This window comes from Cognatishimia sp. (genome assembly GCF_049116455.1).
GTDB lineage: Bacteria > Pseudomonadota > Alphaproteobacteria > Rhodobacterales > Rhodobacteraceae > Cognatishimia.
The window spans coordinates 257,841-271,682 of sequence record NZ_JAGDYW010000005.1 but is presented as its reverse complement, the minus strand read 5'-3'; the positions used below and the strand labels follow the sequence as shown (position 1 = coordinate 271,682).

The 13,842-nt window shown below is 54.4% G+C and carries 11 protein-coding genes; 5 read left to right on the top strand and 6 right to left on the bottom strand.

What is annotated here, in order from left to right; genetic code table 11:
• The first annotated feature begins 224 nt into the window (after positions 1–224).
• The 4 genes from lpxC to JXQ85_RS13290 all read left to right on the top strand — a co-directional run bounded on the left by lpxC (position 225) and on the right by JXQ85_RS13290 (position 5,615).
• Positions 225–1,148 (top strand): UDP-3-O-acyl-N-acetylglucosamine deacetylase, encoded by a 924-nt coding sequence (lpxC, locus tag JXQ85_RS13305; RefSeq protein ID WP_421749425.1) that lies wholly within the window; start codon positions 225–227, stop codon positions 1,146–1,148.
• A gap of 117 nt (positions 1,149–1,265) precedes the next feature.
• Positions 1,266–2,123 (top strand): outer membrane protein assembly factor BamD, encoded by an 858-nt coding sequence (locus JXQ85_RS13300; RefSeq protein ID WP_421749424.1) that lies wholly within the window; start codon positions 1,266–1,268, stop codon positions 2,121–2,123.
• A gap of 20 nt (positions 2,124–2,143) precedes the next feature.
• Complete coding sequence (recN, locus tag JXQ85_RS13295; RefSeq protein WP_421749423.1) at positions 2,144–3,793, top strand: DNA repair protein RecN; 1,650 nt, start codon at positions 2,144–2,146, stop codon at positions 3,791–3,793.
• A gap of 133 nt (positions 3,794–3,926) precedes the next feature.
• On the top strand, positions 3,927–5,615 hold the full coding sequence (locus tag JXQ85_RS13290; protein WP_421749421.1) for a chloride channel protein: 1,689 nt from the start codon (positions 3,927–3,929) through the stop codon (positions 5,613–5,615).
• A gap of 43 nt (positions 5,616–5,658) precedes the next feature.
• Here JXQ85_RS13290 and JXQ85_RS13285 read toward each other — a convergent pair whose 3' ends face one another.
• The 5 genes from JXQ85_RS13285 to cobS all read right to left on the bottom strand — a co-directional run bounded on the left by JXQ85_RS13285 (position 5,659) and on the right by cobS (position 12,326).
• On the bottom strand, positions 5,659–6,846 hold the full coding sequence (locus tag JXQ85_RS13285) for an MFS transporter (RefSeq protein WP_421749420.1): 1,188 nt from the start codon (positions 6,844–6,846) through the stop codon (positions 5,659–5,661).
• A gap of 79 nt (positions 6,847–6,925) precedes the next feature.
• Positions 6,926–7,270, bottom strand: coding sequence for a DUF427 domain-containing protein (locus JXQ85_RS13280; RefSeq protein WP_421749419.1), 345 nt, complete (start codon positions 7,268–7,270; stop codon positions 6,926–6,928).
• A gap of 77 nt (positions 7,271–7,347) precedes the next feature.
• The gene (locus tag JXQ85_RS13275; RefSeq protein ID WP_421749418.1) at positions 7,348–9,144 is read right to left on the bottom strand and encodes an aminopeptidase P family protein; all 1,797 of its coding nucleotides are present in this window, start codon (positions 9,142–9,144) and stop codon (positions 7,348–7,350) included.
• Positions 9,145–9,305: 161 nt separating this feature from the next.
• Positions 9,306–11,183 (bottom strand): cobaltochelatase subunit CobT, encoded by a 1,878-nt coding sequence (gene cobT / locus JXQ85_RS13270; protein WP_421749417.1) that lies wholly within the window; start codon positions 11,181–11,183, stop codon positions 9,306–9,308.
• Between the two features lie 156 nt (positions 11,184–11,339).
• Positions 11,340–12,326 carry a cobaltochelatase subunit CobS gene (cobS, locus tag JXQ85_RS13265; protein WP_421749416.1) on the bottom strand — a complete coding sequence of 329 codons (987 nt, stop codon included), beginning with the start codon at positions 12,324–12,326 and terminating at the stop codon, positions 11,340–11,342.
• Positions 12,327–12,627: 301 nt separating this feature from the next.
• On the opposite strand from cobS, the gene msrB reads away from it, so the two are divergent.
• Positions 12,628–13,092, top strand: coding sequence for a peptide-methionine (R)-S-oxide reductase MsrB (msrB, locus tag JXQ85_RS13260; protein WP_421749414.1), 465 nt, complete (start codon positions 12,628–12,630; stop codon positions 13,090–13,092).
• Positions 13,093–13,188: 96 nt separating this feature from the next.
• On the opposite strand, the gene JXQ85_RS13255 is transcribed toward msrB, so the two are convergent.
• Positions 13,189–13,806 carry a J domain-containing protein gene (locus JXQ85_RS13255; RefSeq protein ID WP_421749413.1) on the bottom strand — a complete coding sequence of 206 codons (618 nt, stop codon included), beginning with the start codon at positions 13,804–13,806 and terminating at the stop codon, positions 13,189–13,191.
• Between the last annotated feature and the right edge of the window lie 36 nt (positions 13,807–13,842).

The following is a 13,842-nucleotide window of genomic DNA, read 5'->3' as shown; positions in this document are numbered from 1 at the left end:
TACAATAATTTCACATTATTTATGTCATTCCTTTGCGGAATGTTTCGTGTGTCGGACGTGGCTTAAGTTGTTGATATTTAATGTTTATATTTAAACTTGCGCAATTATCTGCCGAATGGAAACGCCCATGTTTCAGTCCGTTACAATCTTTGAGTTGAGCATTTGGCCCCCACCGCATAGGGCTATTGTGCGCTTAAAGAAGGCGCGGAATTTGGGGAAATTCTTTGCAGAAGACTGTCAAATCAGCAATCCGGTTTAACGGTATTGGTCTACATACGGGCAAACCTGTGCGCATGGTGATCGAACCGGCTTCTGCAGGATATGGCATTTGGTTCAAACGCACTGACGTCATGGAAGGGGATCAGATGATCCCAGCCCGTTGGGACGTCGTAGAACAATCCCCACTTTGCACGAAAATCAAGAATTCCGATGGTGTGACCGTTTCCACCATTGAACACATCATGGCTGCGCTGGCTGGTTGCGGTGTGCATAACGCGCTTATTTCTTTAGATGGGCCCGAAGTGCCAATCATGGATGGCAGCAGCGCTGCATTTGTAAAAACTATTCTGGTACGTGGCTTGGCTGAACAGGCTGCTCCGATCCGGGCGATCAAGGTTCTAAAGCCTGTGCGCGCGGACCGTGATGACGCTTGGGCGGAAATCCACCCGCATGACAATCTGGAAATCGATTTCCAAATCGAATTCGCGGATGAATCCATTGGTACGCAGCACCGTTCGTTGAATATGGCCAACGGCACCTTTGTGCGCGAGCTTTGTGATTGCCGCACTTTCTGCCTGCAGGCCGATGTAGACACCATGCAAGCCAATGGTTTGGCCTTGGGCGGTGTGCCGGGTGAAAATGCCGTGGTGTTTGATGGGGCACATGTCCAATCAGGCAAGGGGCTGCGTCGCCGTGACGAACCTGTCCGCCATAAGATGCTCGACGCTTTGGGCGATCTCTATACGGCTGGTTTGCCAATCCTAGGGCGTTACGTCGGCCATCGATCTGGCCATGCCATGACCAACAAATTGCTGCGTGCTTTGATGTCAGATCCAGATGCGTTTTGCATCGTCGAATGCTCTGCTGAAACAGCGGCGCGCCTGCCTGGCGTGGGTGCAACAATGTCTGAAATGCCTGCTGTCGCCTAAAGGTGAACACAGCCATTTTGCGAAATCCCACCAAAGCCATTTTGCCTCGCAAAATTCTGTGCTAACAGCAGTGGGAACGGGCTTGTCTCGGGACAATAGTAATAAAGGTTGAGCAGCATGGCACGTCGCACTCCTCGTCAGTTTGTGGTTGCAGCGGTTTTATCCGCAACGGTTCTTGCGGGCTGTGGCGGCGGCGGCGGCAACCAAGTCTTGTTCGGTGCTGATATCCCTTTGGAAAATTACACGGCTGAACAGATCTATGGCCGGGGCGAATTTGAACTCGAGCGGAACAAAGCAGACGATGCGGCCTTTTATTTTTCCGAAGTTGAACGCCTCTATCCGTATTCTGATTGGGCCAAACGCGCGCTGATCATGCAGGCTTATTCCTATCATCAGGATAAGGACTACGAAAACAGCCGCTCGGCAGCGCAGCGTTATGTCGATTTCTACCCACTCGATGATGATGCCGCCTACGCACAGTATCTGTTGGCTCTAAGCTACTATGACCAAATTGACGAAGTGGGCCGCGACCAAGGCCTGACCTTCTTGGCTCTGCAATCCCTGCGCAATGTGATCGAAACCTATCCGGACAGCGAATACGCACGGTCTTCGGTGCTGAAATTCGATCTGGCCTTTGATCATCTGGCTGCCAAGGAAATGGAAATTGGCCGTTACTATCTGAAGCGCGACCAATTCGCTGCCTCAGTGAACCGCTTCCGCGTCGTTGTCGAAGACTTCCAAACCACCACGCACACGCCAGAAGCGCTGCACCGGCTAGTCGAGGCGTATCTTTCACTTGGCTTGACCAACGAAGCACAGACCGCAGGTGCGATCCTGGGGCATAACTTCCGCTCGACTGAATGGTATGAGGACAGTTTCCAACTCTTGACGAACAATGGTTTGAAACCGCGTGTCAAAGGTGATGGTTGGTTGGCTTCGATCTATCGTCAGACCATCAAAGGCGACTGGCTATAAGCCCGTTTGGCAAATCGTAAATGCTGCGTGCCCTCGAAATTCGTGATCTTCTGATCATTGACCATCTGGAGCTGGATTTTCAGCCCGGCTTGAACGTGCTTACTGGTGAAACCGGGGCAGGTAAGTCAATCTTACTTGATTCCCTAGGCTTTGTTTTGGGCTGGCGCGGTCGTGCTGAATTGGTGCGCACGGGCGCTGAGCAGGGCGAAGTGGTTGCCGAATTCGAACTACCTGATAGCCATCCTGCGCACGCCATTCTGGAAGACGCCGGTCTTCCGGGCGGCGAAGAGTTAATCCTGCGGCGTGTGAATCGCAAAGACGGGCGTAAGACCGCTTGGATCAATGATCGGCGTTGCTCCGGCGATGTCCTGCGTGCCCTGTCTGAAACGCTTGTTGAACTTCACGGTCAACATGATGACCGTGGTTTGCTAGATCCCAAAGGCCATCGCCAATTGTTAGATCAATTCGGTGACCTTGGTGATCTGATCGCAAAGACACGGCTAACATGGTCAAACCTTAGCAAAGTGCGCAAGACGCTTAAGTCTGCCGAGGACGCCTTAAAGGCTGTTCAAGACGAAGAAGAATTCCTGCGCCACGCCGTCAGTGAGCTGGATGTGCTTGATCCGCAACCTGGTGAAGAAGGCGAATTGGATAGTCGTCGCCGCATGATGCAAGCAGCTGAGAAGATCAAAGAAGACGTCAGTCAGGCCCATACGGCTATGGGATATAATGGCGCCGAAGGGGCGATGGGCAACGCGTTGCGTTGGCTTGAAGACGCGGGCGCAACGGTTGGCGATCAATTGGATGAACCGCTGGCGGCTTTAGGTCGCGCTATGTCTGAGCTTGGCGATGCCATCTCTGGTGTGGAGCGCTGCATGGATGCGCTGGATTTCAATCCGATCGAGCTTGAACAGACCGAAGAGCGGTTGTTTGCGATCCGTGGCCTTGCGCGCAAACACAACGTTGTGCCGGATGAATTGGGCAATTTTGCCAATGATTTACGCGGTAAGATGGCAGCGCTGGATGCAGGCGAAGGGGAGATTGCCGAGTTAAAGCAAGCTGTGGCATCGGCTGAAAAGGCCTATGAAACCTCTGCCAATGCTCTGTCTAAGGCCCGCCAAGCCGCCGCATCGCGTTTGGATCAGGCTGTAATGGCAGAGTTGGCGCCGTTAAAAATGGAACGCGCCGTTTTCACTACTCAGTTCGACGCCGAAAATGCTGGGCCAGAGGGTATCGATGCGGTTTCGTTTACAGTTGCCACCAACCCCGGTGCCCCATCTGGTCCGCTGGCCAAAATCGCATCTGGTGGTGAATTAAGCCGCTTCCTCTTGGCGTTGAAGGTCTGCCTGACATCTGAAGAGCGCAATACAACGATGATCTTTGATGAGATCGATCGCGGTGTTGGCGGCGCCACAGCGGATGCTGTTGGACGTCGTCTGTCATCTCTGTCAGAGGGCGGTCAGATCCTAGTGGTCACTCATAGCCCGCAAGTTGCAGCGCTTGGTGCACACCATTGGCGTGTTCAGAAAGATGTGAACGAAGGCGTAACGCTCTCGACTGTTGTGTCATTGGATAGCGATGATCGTGTGGACGAAATCGCGCGTATGATTTCAGGTGACAAGATTACAGAACAGGCGCGGAGTGCAGCAGAAGCCTTGTTGGCGGGCTAACTTCACGCTCATTGCGTGAAATGCGCCAATTTTTCAGCTTCGTCACAAGAAGTGACACATCTAAAGGCCGCAAAGGCTTTTATCCACGCAAGCAAGCGCTTAAAGCTAAGTCTTTACCCATCTTAGAGGTGTTATGGCACATCCGCTTGGATCCTTTCTGATCGATAGTGCACGACAGGCTGCCCGTACCTGCCGTGGTGGTTGGAAAGTGCTGCGCACCAAAGGACCCAGTAAGTTTCAATTCTGGCTGATTGCGCTACTGATCGGCACCGCCTCTGGCTTTGCCGCGCTCTTGTTTCGCAAGGCGATTGAATGGCTGCAAAGTGCAATCTACGGCACTGAAAACATCAACCGGCTGCACAGTTTTGCCGAGACCCTGCCATGGTATTGGATTTTGATTGTCCCCATTCTGGGCGGTCTGGTTGTCGGACTGCTGCTGGATCGGTTCTCCACTGATGCCCGTGCACAAGGTCCGGCGGATGTCATTGAAGGGGCCGCGATCCGAGAAGGCCGTGTCAGTATCCGCGAGGGTCTGGTCTCTGCCGTGGCCTCGTTGATCACGCTCAGTTCTGGTGGTTCCACAGGCCGTGAAGGGCCGGTTGTGCATATAGCCGCTGTGATTTCCACATGGGTCAGCGAGAAAATCCGCGCCAATGGCATCACAGGCCGTGACCTTCTGGGCTGCGCCGTCGCTGCGGCCGTGTCTGCCTCATTCAATGCCCCTATCGCAGGGGCGCTGTTCGCGCTCGAAGTGGTGTTGCGCCATTTCGCAGTCCACGCCTTCGCCCCCATCGTGATTGCCTCTGTCGCTGGTACAGTGATCAGTCGATTGGAATTCGGCAATGTGACCGAATTTGTCCTGCCCACTGGCTCTGCCTTGGCCTTTTATCAAGAACTGCCGGCCTTTTTGCTGCTAGGTGGTCTATGTGGGTTTGTTGCTGTTGCTTTGATGTGGACCATCTTTTGGGCCGAAGACATGGGCAACCAGATCATGACTTACACGCCGCTGAAACGCTGGATGCGTCCGGTGATTTCTGGCGCGCTATTGGGTGTCATTGCCATCTTTTACCCGCACATCATCGGGGTCGGCTACGAGACGACGTCTGCGGCCTTAACGGGCGAACTCTTGATGCACGAGGCCATTGTCTTTGTGGTGCTAAAGATCATCGCCGTTGCCATCACAATGGCTGGGCGCATGGGGGGCGGGGTGTTTTCCCCGGCATTGATGGTTGGCGCGATGACCGGGCTGGCTTTTGGCCTCATCGCGACCTCGATTTTCCCAGAGGTATCCGGATCTCATACGCTTTATGCTTTGGCGGGTATGGGTGGTGTCGCCGCTGCGGTCTTAGGTGCACCGATTTCCACCACGCTGATTGTTTTTGAACTGACCGGTGACTGGCAGACCGGGCTTGCGGTGATGGTTACTGTGTCTATTTCGACGGCACTCGGATCACGTCTTGTAGACAGATCGTTCTTCCTCACCCAACTTGAACGCCGTGGCATTCACGTGGCCGCTGGCCCACAGGCATATTTGCTGAGCACTTTCGCCGTGTCCAAACTGATGCGTGACATCGATCAAAACCAGGGCCCGACCTCGGAAGCATGTTGGTCGCTGATCGAGCAGGGCGTCTATACCAATGCGAACGCGACTCTAGAAGGCATCATGCCGATGTTTGATGATCCAAGCCTGCGTTTTATCCCGGTTGTACGGCTACGGGGTGAACGCGAAGGGCCGGAATTGATCGGGGTTATTCACGACGTGGATACCTTTAAAGCCTACAACAAAGCCCTGGCGGAAACGGCTGCTGAAGAACATTCATAAATCTGATTATCACTTTGAATTAGAGTGATTTTCTGCGGCAATCCTATGCCAGAGTTTCATGCCTGTTACGAAGGCGAGCAAGCCAAACATGGGCGACAAAAGCCGCGCCATAGCAGACCACCAACATCAGATAAATACTGTTCACACCAAAAGAAGTGAACAATGCAAACATCAAAGGCGTGCCAATCAGGTTACCCAAGTTACCCATCTGCGACATGGCCCCATTGGCCAAGGCCTGAGAGGTCGCTGTAGGATTTAACTGCGGGATTGATGCAAAACTCGCAGATTGCACAAGACCCATTGAGGCGAAAACCCCAATGAAAAGCCAACCCGACAAAGGCATCCAGAAGCCGGACAGGCTAAACAAGACCGCGCCGATCAGGCCAATCTGAATAACCCGAATGGCCGATAGATAACGCAGCAAGAACGCGTTTAATGTGAATGATGACACGATGCTTGCAATCGGCATGAGTGGCACAAGAACGTTGCGTTCAAACTCGTTCAAGAGCGGCGGAACCACGGTCATGATCGACACAAACGTGCAGGTGTAAAACAGCCAGCCCGCGCCGGGCGCAAATTCATAAGGCGAGCTATAAGCGGTCCAATGGCGGCGTAGAAGGTCAGGGAAATTAGGGAAGGCTTCGCGTTTGGCAGCACCTTTGGGCAGGTATAGCGCGACGAGCAGAGCCATCAAAACCATGTATGCCGCATGGCCAAAGAACAGACCAAATGCGCCATAGGCTTCAATAATATGCGGCCCAACTGCCGTTGTGATGGCAAATCCCACCCCAAAGAATGCGCTCCAGAGTGTCATGGCCAGAAAGCGCCAATTTGCAGGTGCCAGAAGTGCCATCAAGGTCGGGGCCGCTACAACAATCCCAAGATGAGATACACCTTCAAGGATCCTGCTGACCATGAATAGGCCAACCGGTGGCAAAAAGGCCTGCACTGCGGAAAACAGGGCGCCCCCGAACAAAGCCCAAAGCAGCATGCGGCGAAATCCATAGGACGCAACCAACAAACCAGCCACCAATCCAAGGATCACTCCAAGCAAGCTGATCGAAGACAGCAGCAGACCCAATACCGTGTCCGATCCCGCATATGTGGATTTCAATATGCCAAATCCCACGGTGACCTTCGCAAATTGCATAGAGGCACCCAGACCTGCGCCAAAGAGGATCAGGATCAATAGGATTGCAGAGCTAGTTTTATCTTGGGTGTCAGAGGTCACGGAATACTCGAAAATCAAAAGGTCAAACGCAAAACGGGGCCAAGCGGCCCCGAGTCACAGCAAGCTAAGGGTCTTAGGCTTAGATTTGTTCGACGGCAACCTCATCGCTGGTATAAAAGGCCAGATGGTCTTTAATCCGTGCCACATCATCTTTCGGGTCTGTATAGCTCCAGGCCGCGTTTTTGATGGTTTTGCTTTTGGTCACAATCGAGAAATAGCTGGCGTCGCCTTTGTGAGGGCAATGACTGGTGTGATCGCTGTCATCAAGAAAGGCCATCGCAATATCAGCGCGCGGAAAATAGATCACAGACGGATAATCGCCCTCAGACAGCTCCAGCGCATTAGCGGATTCCGCCAGCACAGCACCGCCGGCGCGTACGCTCCACTTTCCGGGGGCCTTACGGATTGTAATATAGCTGTTCATGTCTCTTTCCTCGCTCCTCGATCTTCGTTCTGTCCTAAGACAGGCAGACTGTTACAGGAGTATGTCACTGCGAATTCTTACAGGGGCTGTGTCGCCTGCGACAGCCAAGCCCTTGTTTTCTCCTCTACCCGTGGGGAGAGGCGCGCATAACACTCCTGATGGTAGGTATTCAGCCAATCCCGTTCGTCTAGGGTTAGCATGTCTGGGACGATCAGGCGCCGATCAATTGGCGCATAGGTCAATGTGCGGAACCGCAACATCTGCCGGTGATCGTCGCCACCTTCCAGTGATGGAGCTTGCTCTACCACAACAAGGTTTTCAATGCGAATGCCAAATTGCCCCGGCTTGTAATAGCCGGGTTCGTTAGACAGGATCATGCCCGGCTCAAGCGGGACGTGGCTGACTTTGCTGAGGCGCTGCGGACCTTCATGTACGCTGAGGTAAACCCCAACGCCGTGGCCCAGACCATGGTCAAAATCGAGCCCAGCTAGCCATAGCGGGCGACGGCCAAAGGCCTCGATATCGCGTCCAGCAAGGCCAACCGGCCAACGCAGTTGAGAAACATTGATCATGCCTTTTAGAACCAGCGTAAAGGCGCGTTTTTCTTCGTCTCCAATCGTGCCTATTGGCAAGGTCCGGGTGATGTCAGTGGTTCCGTCCACATATTGCCCACCACTATCGACAACCATGATCTCACCGCTTTGCAACGTGCGTGAGGTGTCGTGGGTGACGCGGTAATGGATAACGGCACCATGCGGACCCGCGCCGACAATCGAGTCAAAACTGATGTCTTTGAGCTGGTTGGTGGCTGTCCGGCAGGCTTCCAAATGCTGCGCCACATCGATTTCAGTGATGCCACTTTCGCTGTTTTCATCAAACCACGCCAGGAAATTGGCCACTGCAGCACCATCGCGCAGGTGTGCTTCTGTGGCGCCTGCAAGTTCTTGTGCATTCTTGCGGGCTTTGGGAAGGGCACAAGGCTCTGCGCCAAAACTGATGTCGGTGCCTTGCGCAGAAAGAACGGAAGCGACTGCCATTGGGGCCGTGGATTTGTCCAAACGCACGCGCCCGGTCAGCGCTGTCAGCGCGTCAACAAATTGCTCCGGGGAATGCACAGTGATGTCCGCGCCAAGATGGTCATCCACATCCGCGCATTTGGCGGGATCAATGAACAGCGCCACTTTGCCATCCGCATGCAGGATCGCAAAGGCTTGAACCACTGGGTTCTTGGGAATGTCCGCGCCGCGGATGTTCAGCAGCCAGCAAATGCTGTCCGGCAGGGTGATCACAGCGGCGCTTGCGCTTGTCGCAGCAATATCTGCACCAAGACGAATGCGCTTTGCCGCATGGCCTTCTCCTGCGAATTCAATCGCTTGCGCGAAGGCCTTCGCATTTGGCGCTGCAGGTTGATCCGCCCAAACCGCATCGATCAGATTTTCGACCGGTTGCAGGGTGATGCCCTTGCCGGCAAATATCTTGGTTAGCTGTTCGACCTGCTCAACCGAGTGGAGCCAAGGGTCAAACCCTAAGGTGCCAGAGCCAAGGTTCTCAAGGACCCAATCGCCCAATTGCACCTCTGGCCAGTCCACCGGCGTAAACACATCGGCCACCTGTTCGCGCACCTGCAAACGGTAACGTCCGTCGACAAAGACGCCTGCTTTTTCTTGCAACACACAAGCGAACCCGGCGGAGCCGGTGAAGCCCGTGAGCCAAGACAGCCGCTCATCGCGCGCCGCCACATATTCCCCCTGATGGGCATCTGCGCGCGGAACCAGAAACCCATCAACGCTAGCGTCACGCATTGCGGCGCGCAGCGCATTCAAACGGGCAGGGCCATGGGATGGATCAGCAGAAGAGACAAAAGTCTGAAACATAAGAAGCTCATCAATGTTAGGTGTTAGCGCTAGAGGTATCGATCCTGCGCTAAAGCGTCTAGCCCAATCCCAACGCCACAGCCAAAATCTTGGCTGTAACGTCGCGGCGGGAAAAGGTATCAGCCGCATGAAAGCGGCGAAGGACCCGCCGCTTTCAGGGGCTAAACTCTGCGCATACCCATCACACGGGCACGGGCGCGCGGATCACTGTCAAATAGGCTTGCCAGCTGTTCAGTCATAGCGCCCGCCAATTGCTCGACATCGGTGATGGTAACCGCACGCTCGTAATAGCGTGTCACATCGTGACCAATCCCGATTGCCAGCAATTCCACCTGTTTGCGTTTCTCGACCAATTCGATCACGTCGCGCAGGTGTTTTTCCAAATAATTTGCGGGGTTAACGGACAAAGTTGAATCATCCACCGGCGCACCATCTGAAATCACCATCAGGATTTTGCGCGCTTCAGAGCGGCCAATCATCCGACGATGCGCCCATTCCAGCGCCTCGCCGTCGATGTTTTCTTTCAACAGCCCTTCTTTCATCATCAGGCCCAGATTTGGCCGTGCCCGACGCCATGGGGCATCGGCAGATTTATAGATGATGTGGCGCAGATCGTTCAAACGACCCGGCTGCTGTGGACGACCGTCTGCCAGCCATTGCTCGCGGCTCTGCCCACCTTTCCAGGCGCGCGTTGTAAACCCAAGGATTTCAACTTTCACCGAGCAACGCTCGAGTGTACGCGCGAGAACATCTGCACAGATCGCGGCAATCGAAATTGGGCGGCCACGCATAGAGCCGGAGTTATCCAGCAGCAATGTCACCACGGTATCGCGGAACTCGGTGTCCTGCTCGACCTTAAAGGACAGCGGCGTCGTCGGGTTGGCGACAACCCGCGCCAAACGGCCAGCGTCCAGAATGCCTTCTTCCTGATCAAAGGACCAACTGCGGTTCTGCTGCGCCTGCAGACGACGCTGCAACTTATTGGCAAGACGGCTGACGGCACCTTTCAAAGGCTCCAGCTGCTGATCCAGATAGGCACGCAGGCGTTCTAGCTCGGCCTGTTCGGCCAGATCCTCAGCCCGGATTTCTTCGTCAAACTCGGTGTTGAAAACTTGATAATCAGGGTCCGCATCAGAAACCGGCTGTGGGGCAGGCGGCTCTAGTGGGGCTTCACCTTCCGGCATCTCTGCCTCATCCGCCATGTCATCATCAGACATATCGTCCATGGTGACCTGCGCTTCAGAGCTATCCTGCTGCTCTTCCTGAGAACTCTCAGGCGTCGCATCAGTGTTTTCTTCTTCGCTTTGATCGTCGCCTTGGGAATCCGGATCGTTTTCTTCTTCCGGCTGCTCCTCGGCTTCATCTTGCTGGTCTTCGTTCAGATCATCCGGATCGTCGCCCAGCTGATCGCCATAGCCCAGCTCGTCGATGATTTGACGCGCGAATTTTGCGAATTTGGATTGATCTGACAGCATGTCCTGCAAATCATCCAGCGTGCCACCGGCGTTTTGTTCAATGAAACCACGCCACAGGTTCATGACGTTGGTCGCGGCCGGGGGCAGTTCGCGCCCAGTGGCGAGATGGCGGATCAGATAGTTTGCCGCCATTTCCAACGGTGCATCCGCCGCGGTGGTGATCTTGTCAAACTTGCGCCCCAGCGCTTCGTGTTCGATCTTGGTGTCGATATTGACAGCCGTGCCCGGCATGTCACGCGCACCCATGGCCTCGCAACGCGCGATTTCCATGGATTCAAACAGTTGCCGCGCCATGCTGCCACCCGGAGGGGCATATTTATTGAACGTGTTGTCGTTGTGATAGCGGCGGTGCAGCGCAAGGCTGTCTGCGGTGCCGCGTGCCAGCATAACCTCATCGCGGGTCATACGGCGAGAAATCTGCGGCAGGCGCATCTGATCGCCAGACAGGCCAGACGGATCAACAGTGTAAGTCACTGCCAATTCCGGATCATGCGCCATCACTTTGGTCGCTTCGGCCAGAGCCTTTTTGAACGGATCGGCTGGGTTATCAGATGGTTTTGACATGCCGCCTAGTTCCTTTGTGCCTCAGCACTCTCGCTCCCCAACTGCGAAAGACCTAACAACAAACGGTCGGGCAGCGCCCGTCCCGCGGGTGGGTGCAAAGCGCCCGCCCATGGGGGCGGGTCGGGCGCTGCCCGGTCTGGTGACCGGGCGATAACTTTAGCCGAGGCTCATGCTGGCCGCGGATTCCGGCAGTTCTTCGTCAAACAAACGCTGATAGAACTCGGCCACTGTCTGGCGCTCAAGCTCGTCACATTTGTTGAGAAAGGTCAGGCGGAAAGCATAACCCACATCGCGCAGAATTTCAGAGTTCTGTGCCCAGTTGATCACCGTGCGCGGCGACATGACCGTGGACAGATCGCCATTCATAAACGCAGTCCGGGTCAGGTCCGCGACAGTCACCATTTGGCGCACAGTCTTGCGACCCGCCTCGGTGTTGTAATGCGGCGCTTTAGAGAGAACGATGTTGGTTTCCGCATCGATGCTCAGGTAGTTGAGCGTGCTCACCAAAGACCAACGGTCCATCTGCGCTTGGTTGATCTGTTGTGTACCGTGGTACAGGCCAGTTGTGTCACCCAGACCGACTGTGTTCGCAGTCGCAAACAGGCGGAAGTGCTGGTGCGGAGTGATGATTTCGTTCTGATCCAGCAGGGTCAGTTTACCATCGGTTTCCAGAACACGCTGAATCACAAACATAACGTCTGCGCGGCCCGCGTCATATTCATCAAACACAATCGCAACAGGGTTGCGCAGCGCCCAAGGCAGGATGCCTTCGTGGAATTCAGTAACCTGTTTGCCGTCTTTCAGCTTGATCGCGTCTTTACCGATCAAGTCGATCCGGCTGATGTGGCTATCAAGGTTCACACGTACAGATGGCCACTTCAAACGGGCCGCAACCTGTTCAATGTGTGTGGATTTCCCTGTACCGTGATAACCTTGGATCATCACGCGGCGATTGTGGCTAAAGCCCGCCAGAATGGCCAACGTTGTATCTGGGTCAAATTTGTAGGTCGGATCAATCGCCGGAACACGATCTGTGGCTTCCGCGAACCCTTTGACAACCATGTCAGTGTCGATGCCAAACACCTCACGGACCGAGATATCTTCGGTTGGTTTTGCATTGATGTCGATCATGCCGTCAGCCATGTCGCGGATCCTTCTATTCGTTACGCGTCGCGCAGCTTGTCCAAACGTTCGCTGGCCACAATATCGTTGGCTTTCCGAAGGGAAAGAGCAAAAGTAGCAAATCCCCCCGAAACCCTGCGAAAAAGAGCCGTTTTTTCGTGGGTGGACTCATAAGCACTTTTGATTGGATTGTCGAGAATGAGACTTTTTGTCTCAAAACTTTAGAATTTTCGCGTTACATCACAGGGAAGTGAGCTGAGTTTCCTTGATAAATCATAAGCCTCATCTGAGTATTTGCCCAATGAAGTTACTGGAGAGCGCTATGAAACGTCGCGATGTATTGTTGGGAACTGCGGCACTTGGGCTGACGGCTGCATTGCCGGCGCATTCAGCCGGTACCTTTGAGGTCACCCGCAGTAAGGCAGAGTGGAAAGCGATGCTGACGCCTCTGCAGTATAAGGTCATGCGAGAACACGGCACAGAACGGGCGTTTTCTTCTCCGCTGGATAAGAACACTGCGAAGGGCACCTATCATTGCCGTGGGTGTGATCTGGATATCTATGCGTCAAAGCATAAATATGACAGCGGCACTGGCTGGCCGAGCTTTTACAAATCCCTGCCAAACGCTGTTGGCACCCAGCCTGACCGCAAGCTGTTGCGCGTACGTACCGAAGTGCATTGCCGCCGATGTGGCAGCCACCTGGGCCATATCTTTGACGATGGACCTAAGCCAACGGGCAAGCGTCATTGCCTGAATGGGGCCTCGTTGGTCTTCAAATCCGCTTGATCCCCATAGTCTCTTAGGAAACCCTCTCTGAGGAAATTCGGTTCACCACAAAAAAAGCCGCTCAACTGAGCGGCTTTTCTATTTTAGATCAGCACCTTACTTGAAGTTGCTGGAATCCTTGATTTGGTCCCAAGCCCAAACAACTTCTTGCAGCTGCTCTTCTTGGCTTCGGTCTCCACCATTCATATCTGGGTGCAGCACTTTGATGAGCTTCTTGTATGCCTTGCGGACATCCGCCTTGGTCCAAGTGGCTTCAGCCTCAAGAATATCTATTGCCCGCTGCTCGGTCGGCGGCAGGCGGCGGCCGGTAGAACGACCCGGGTTCTGCGTGGCGTTGCCGCCAAGAACCTGATGTGGGTCCTCAATGCCGAGGCGCGCCCAAGCACGGGCCTCGGGGTCACCCATCTTTTTGGTCTCTCGCTCCCAGACTTTGTCCTTGGAATTCTGAGCGTTGGTTTCTGCTTCGGTTTTGCCGTCAAAGAAACTCCACTTGGCGTTATATTCACGCACGTGATCTTTACAGAACCAGCGGAACTCATCCAGAACGTCCGGCGCTTTTGGCGCGCGGAATTTACCCGGCTCATTGCATCCAGGCGCTTCGCAGACTCGTGTCGACGTCGCGGATTCACCGGACATGCTCCGGCGGCCCCGCGGGTTTTTCTTCTTAGCAGAAGAAACGGACATATCGAATCCGAAGGGATCTGATTTAGGCATTCTCTCACCTTTTCGACTCGGAGCGGAGAGTTTAAT

What these genes read in the sequence shown, in the direction of transcription:
- cobS (WP_421749416.1), bottom strand. Translation starts at nt 12,326, where the DNA reads ATGGCTGACGGCATGATCGACATCAATGCAAAACCAACCGAAGATATC.
- JXQ85_RS13280 (WP_421749419.1), bottom strand. Translation starts at nt 7,270, where the DNA reads ATGAACAGCTATATTACAATCCGTAAGGCCCCCGGAAAGTGGAGCGTA.
- cobT (WP_421749417.1), bottom strand. Translation starts at nt 11,183, where the DNA reads ATGTCAAAACCATCTGATAACCCAGCCGATCCGTTCAAAAAGGCTCTG.
- JXQ85_RS13300 (WP_421749424.1), top strand. Translation starts at nt 1,266, where the DNA reads ATGGCACGTCGCACTCCTCGTCAGTTTGTGGTTGCAGCGGTTTTATCC.
- msrB (WP_421749414.1), top strand. Translation starts at nt 12,628, where the DNA reads ATGAAACGTCGCGATGTATTGTTGGGAACTGCGGCACTTGGGCTGACG.
- JXQ85_RS13275 (WP_421749418.1), bottom strand. Translation starts at nt 9,144, where the DNA reads ATGTTTCAGACTTTTGTCTCTTCTGCTGATCCATCCCATGGCCCTGCC.
- recN (WP_421749423.1), top strand. Translation starts at nt 2,144, where the DNA reads ATGCTGCGTGCCCTCGAAATTCGTGATCTTCTGATCATTGACCATCTG.
- JXQ85_RS13290 (WP_421749421.1), top strand. Translation starts at nt 3,927, where the DNA reads ATGGCACATCCGCTTGGATCCTTTCTGATCGATAGTGCACGACAGGCT.
- JXQ85_RS13255 (WP_421749413.1), bottom strand. Translation starts at nt 13,806, where the DNA reads ATGCCTAAATCAGATCCCTTCGGATTCGATATGTCCGTTTCTTCTGCT.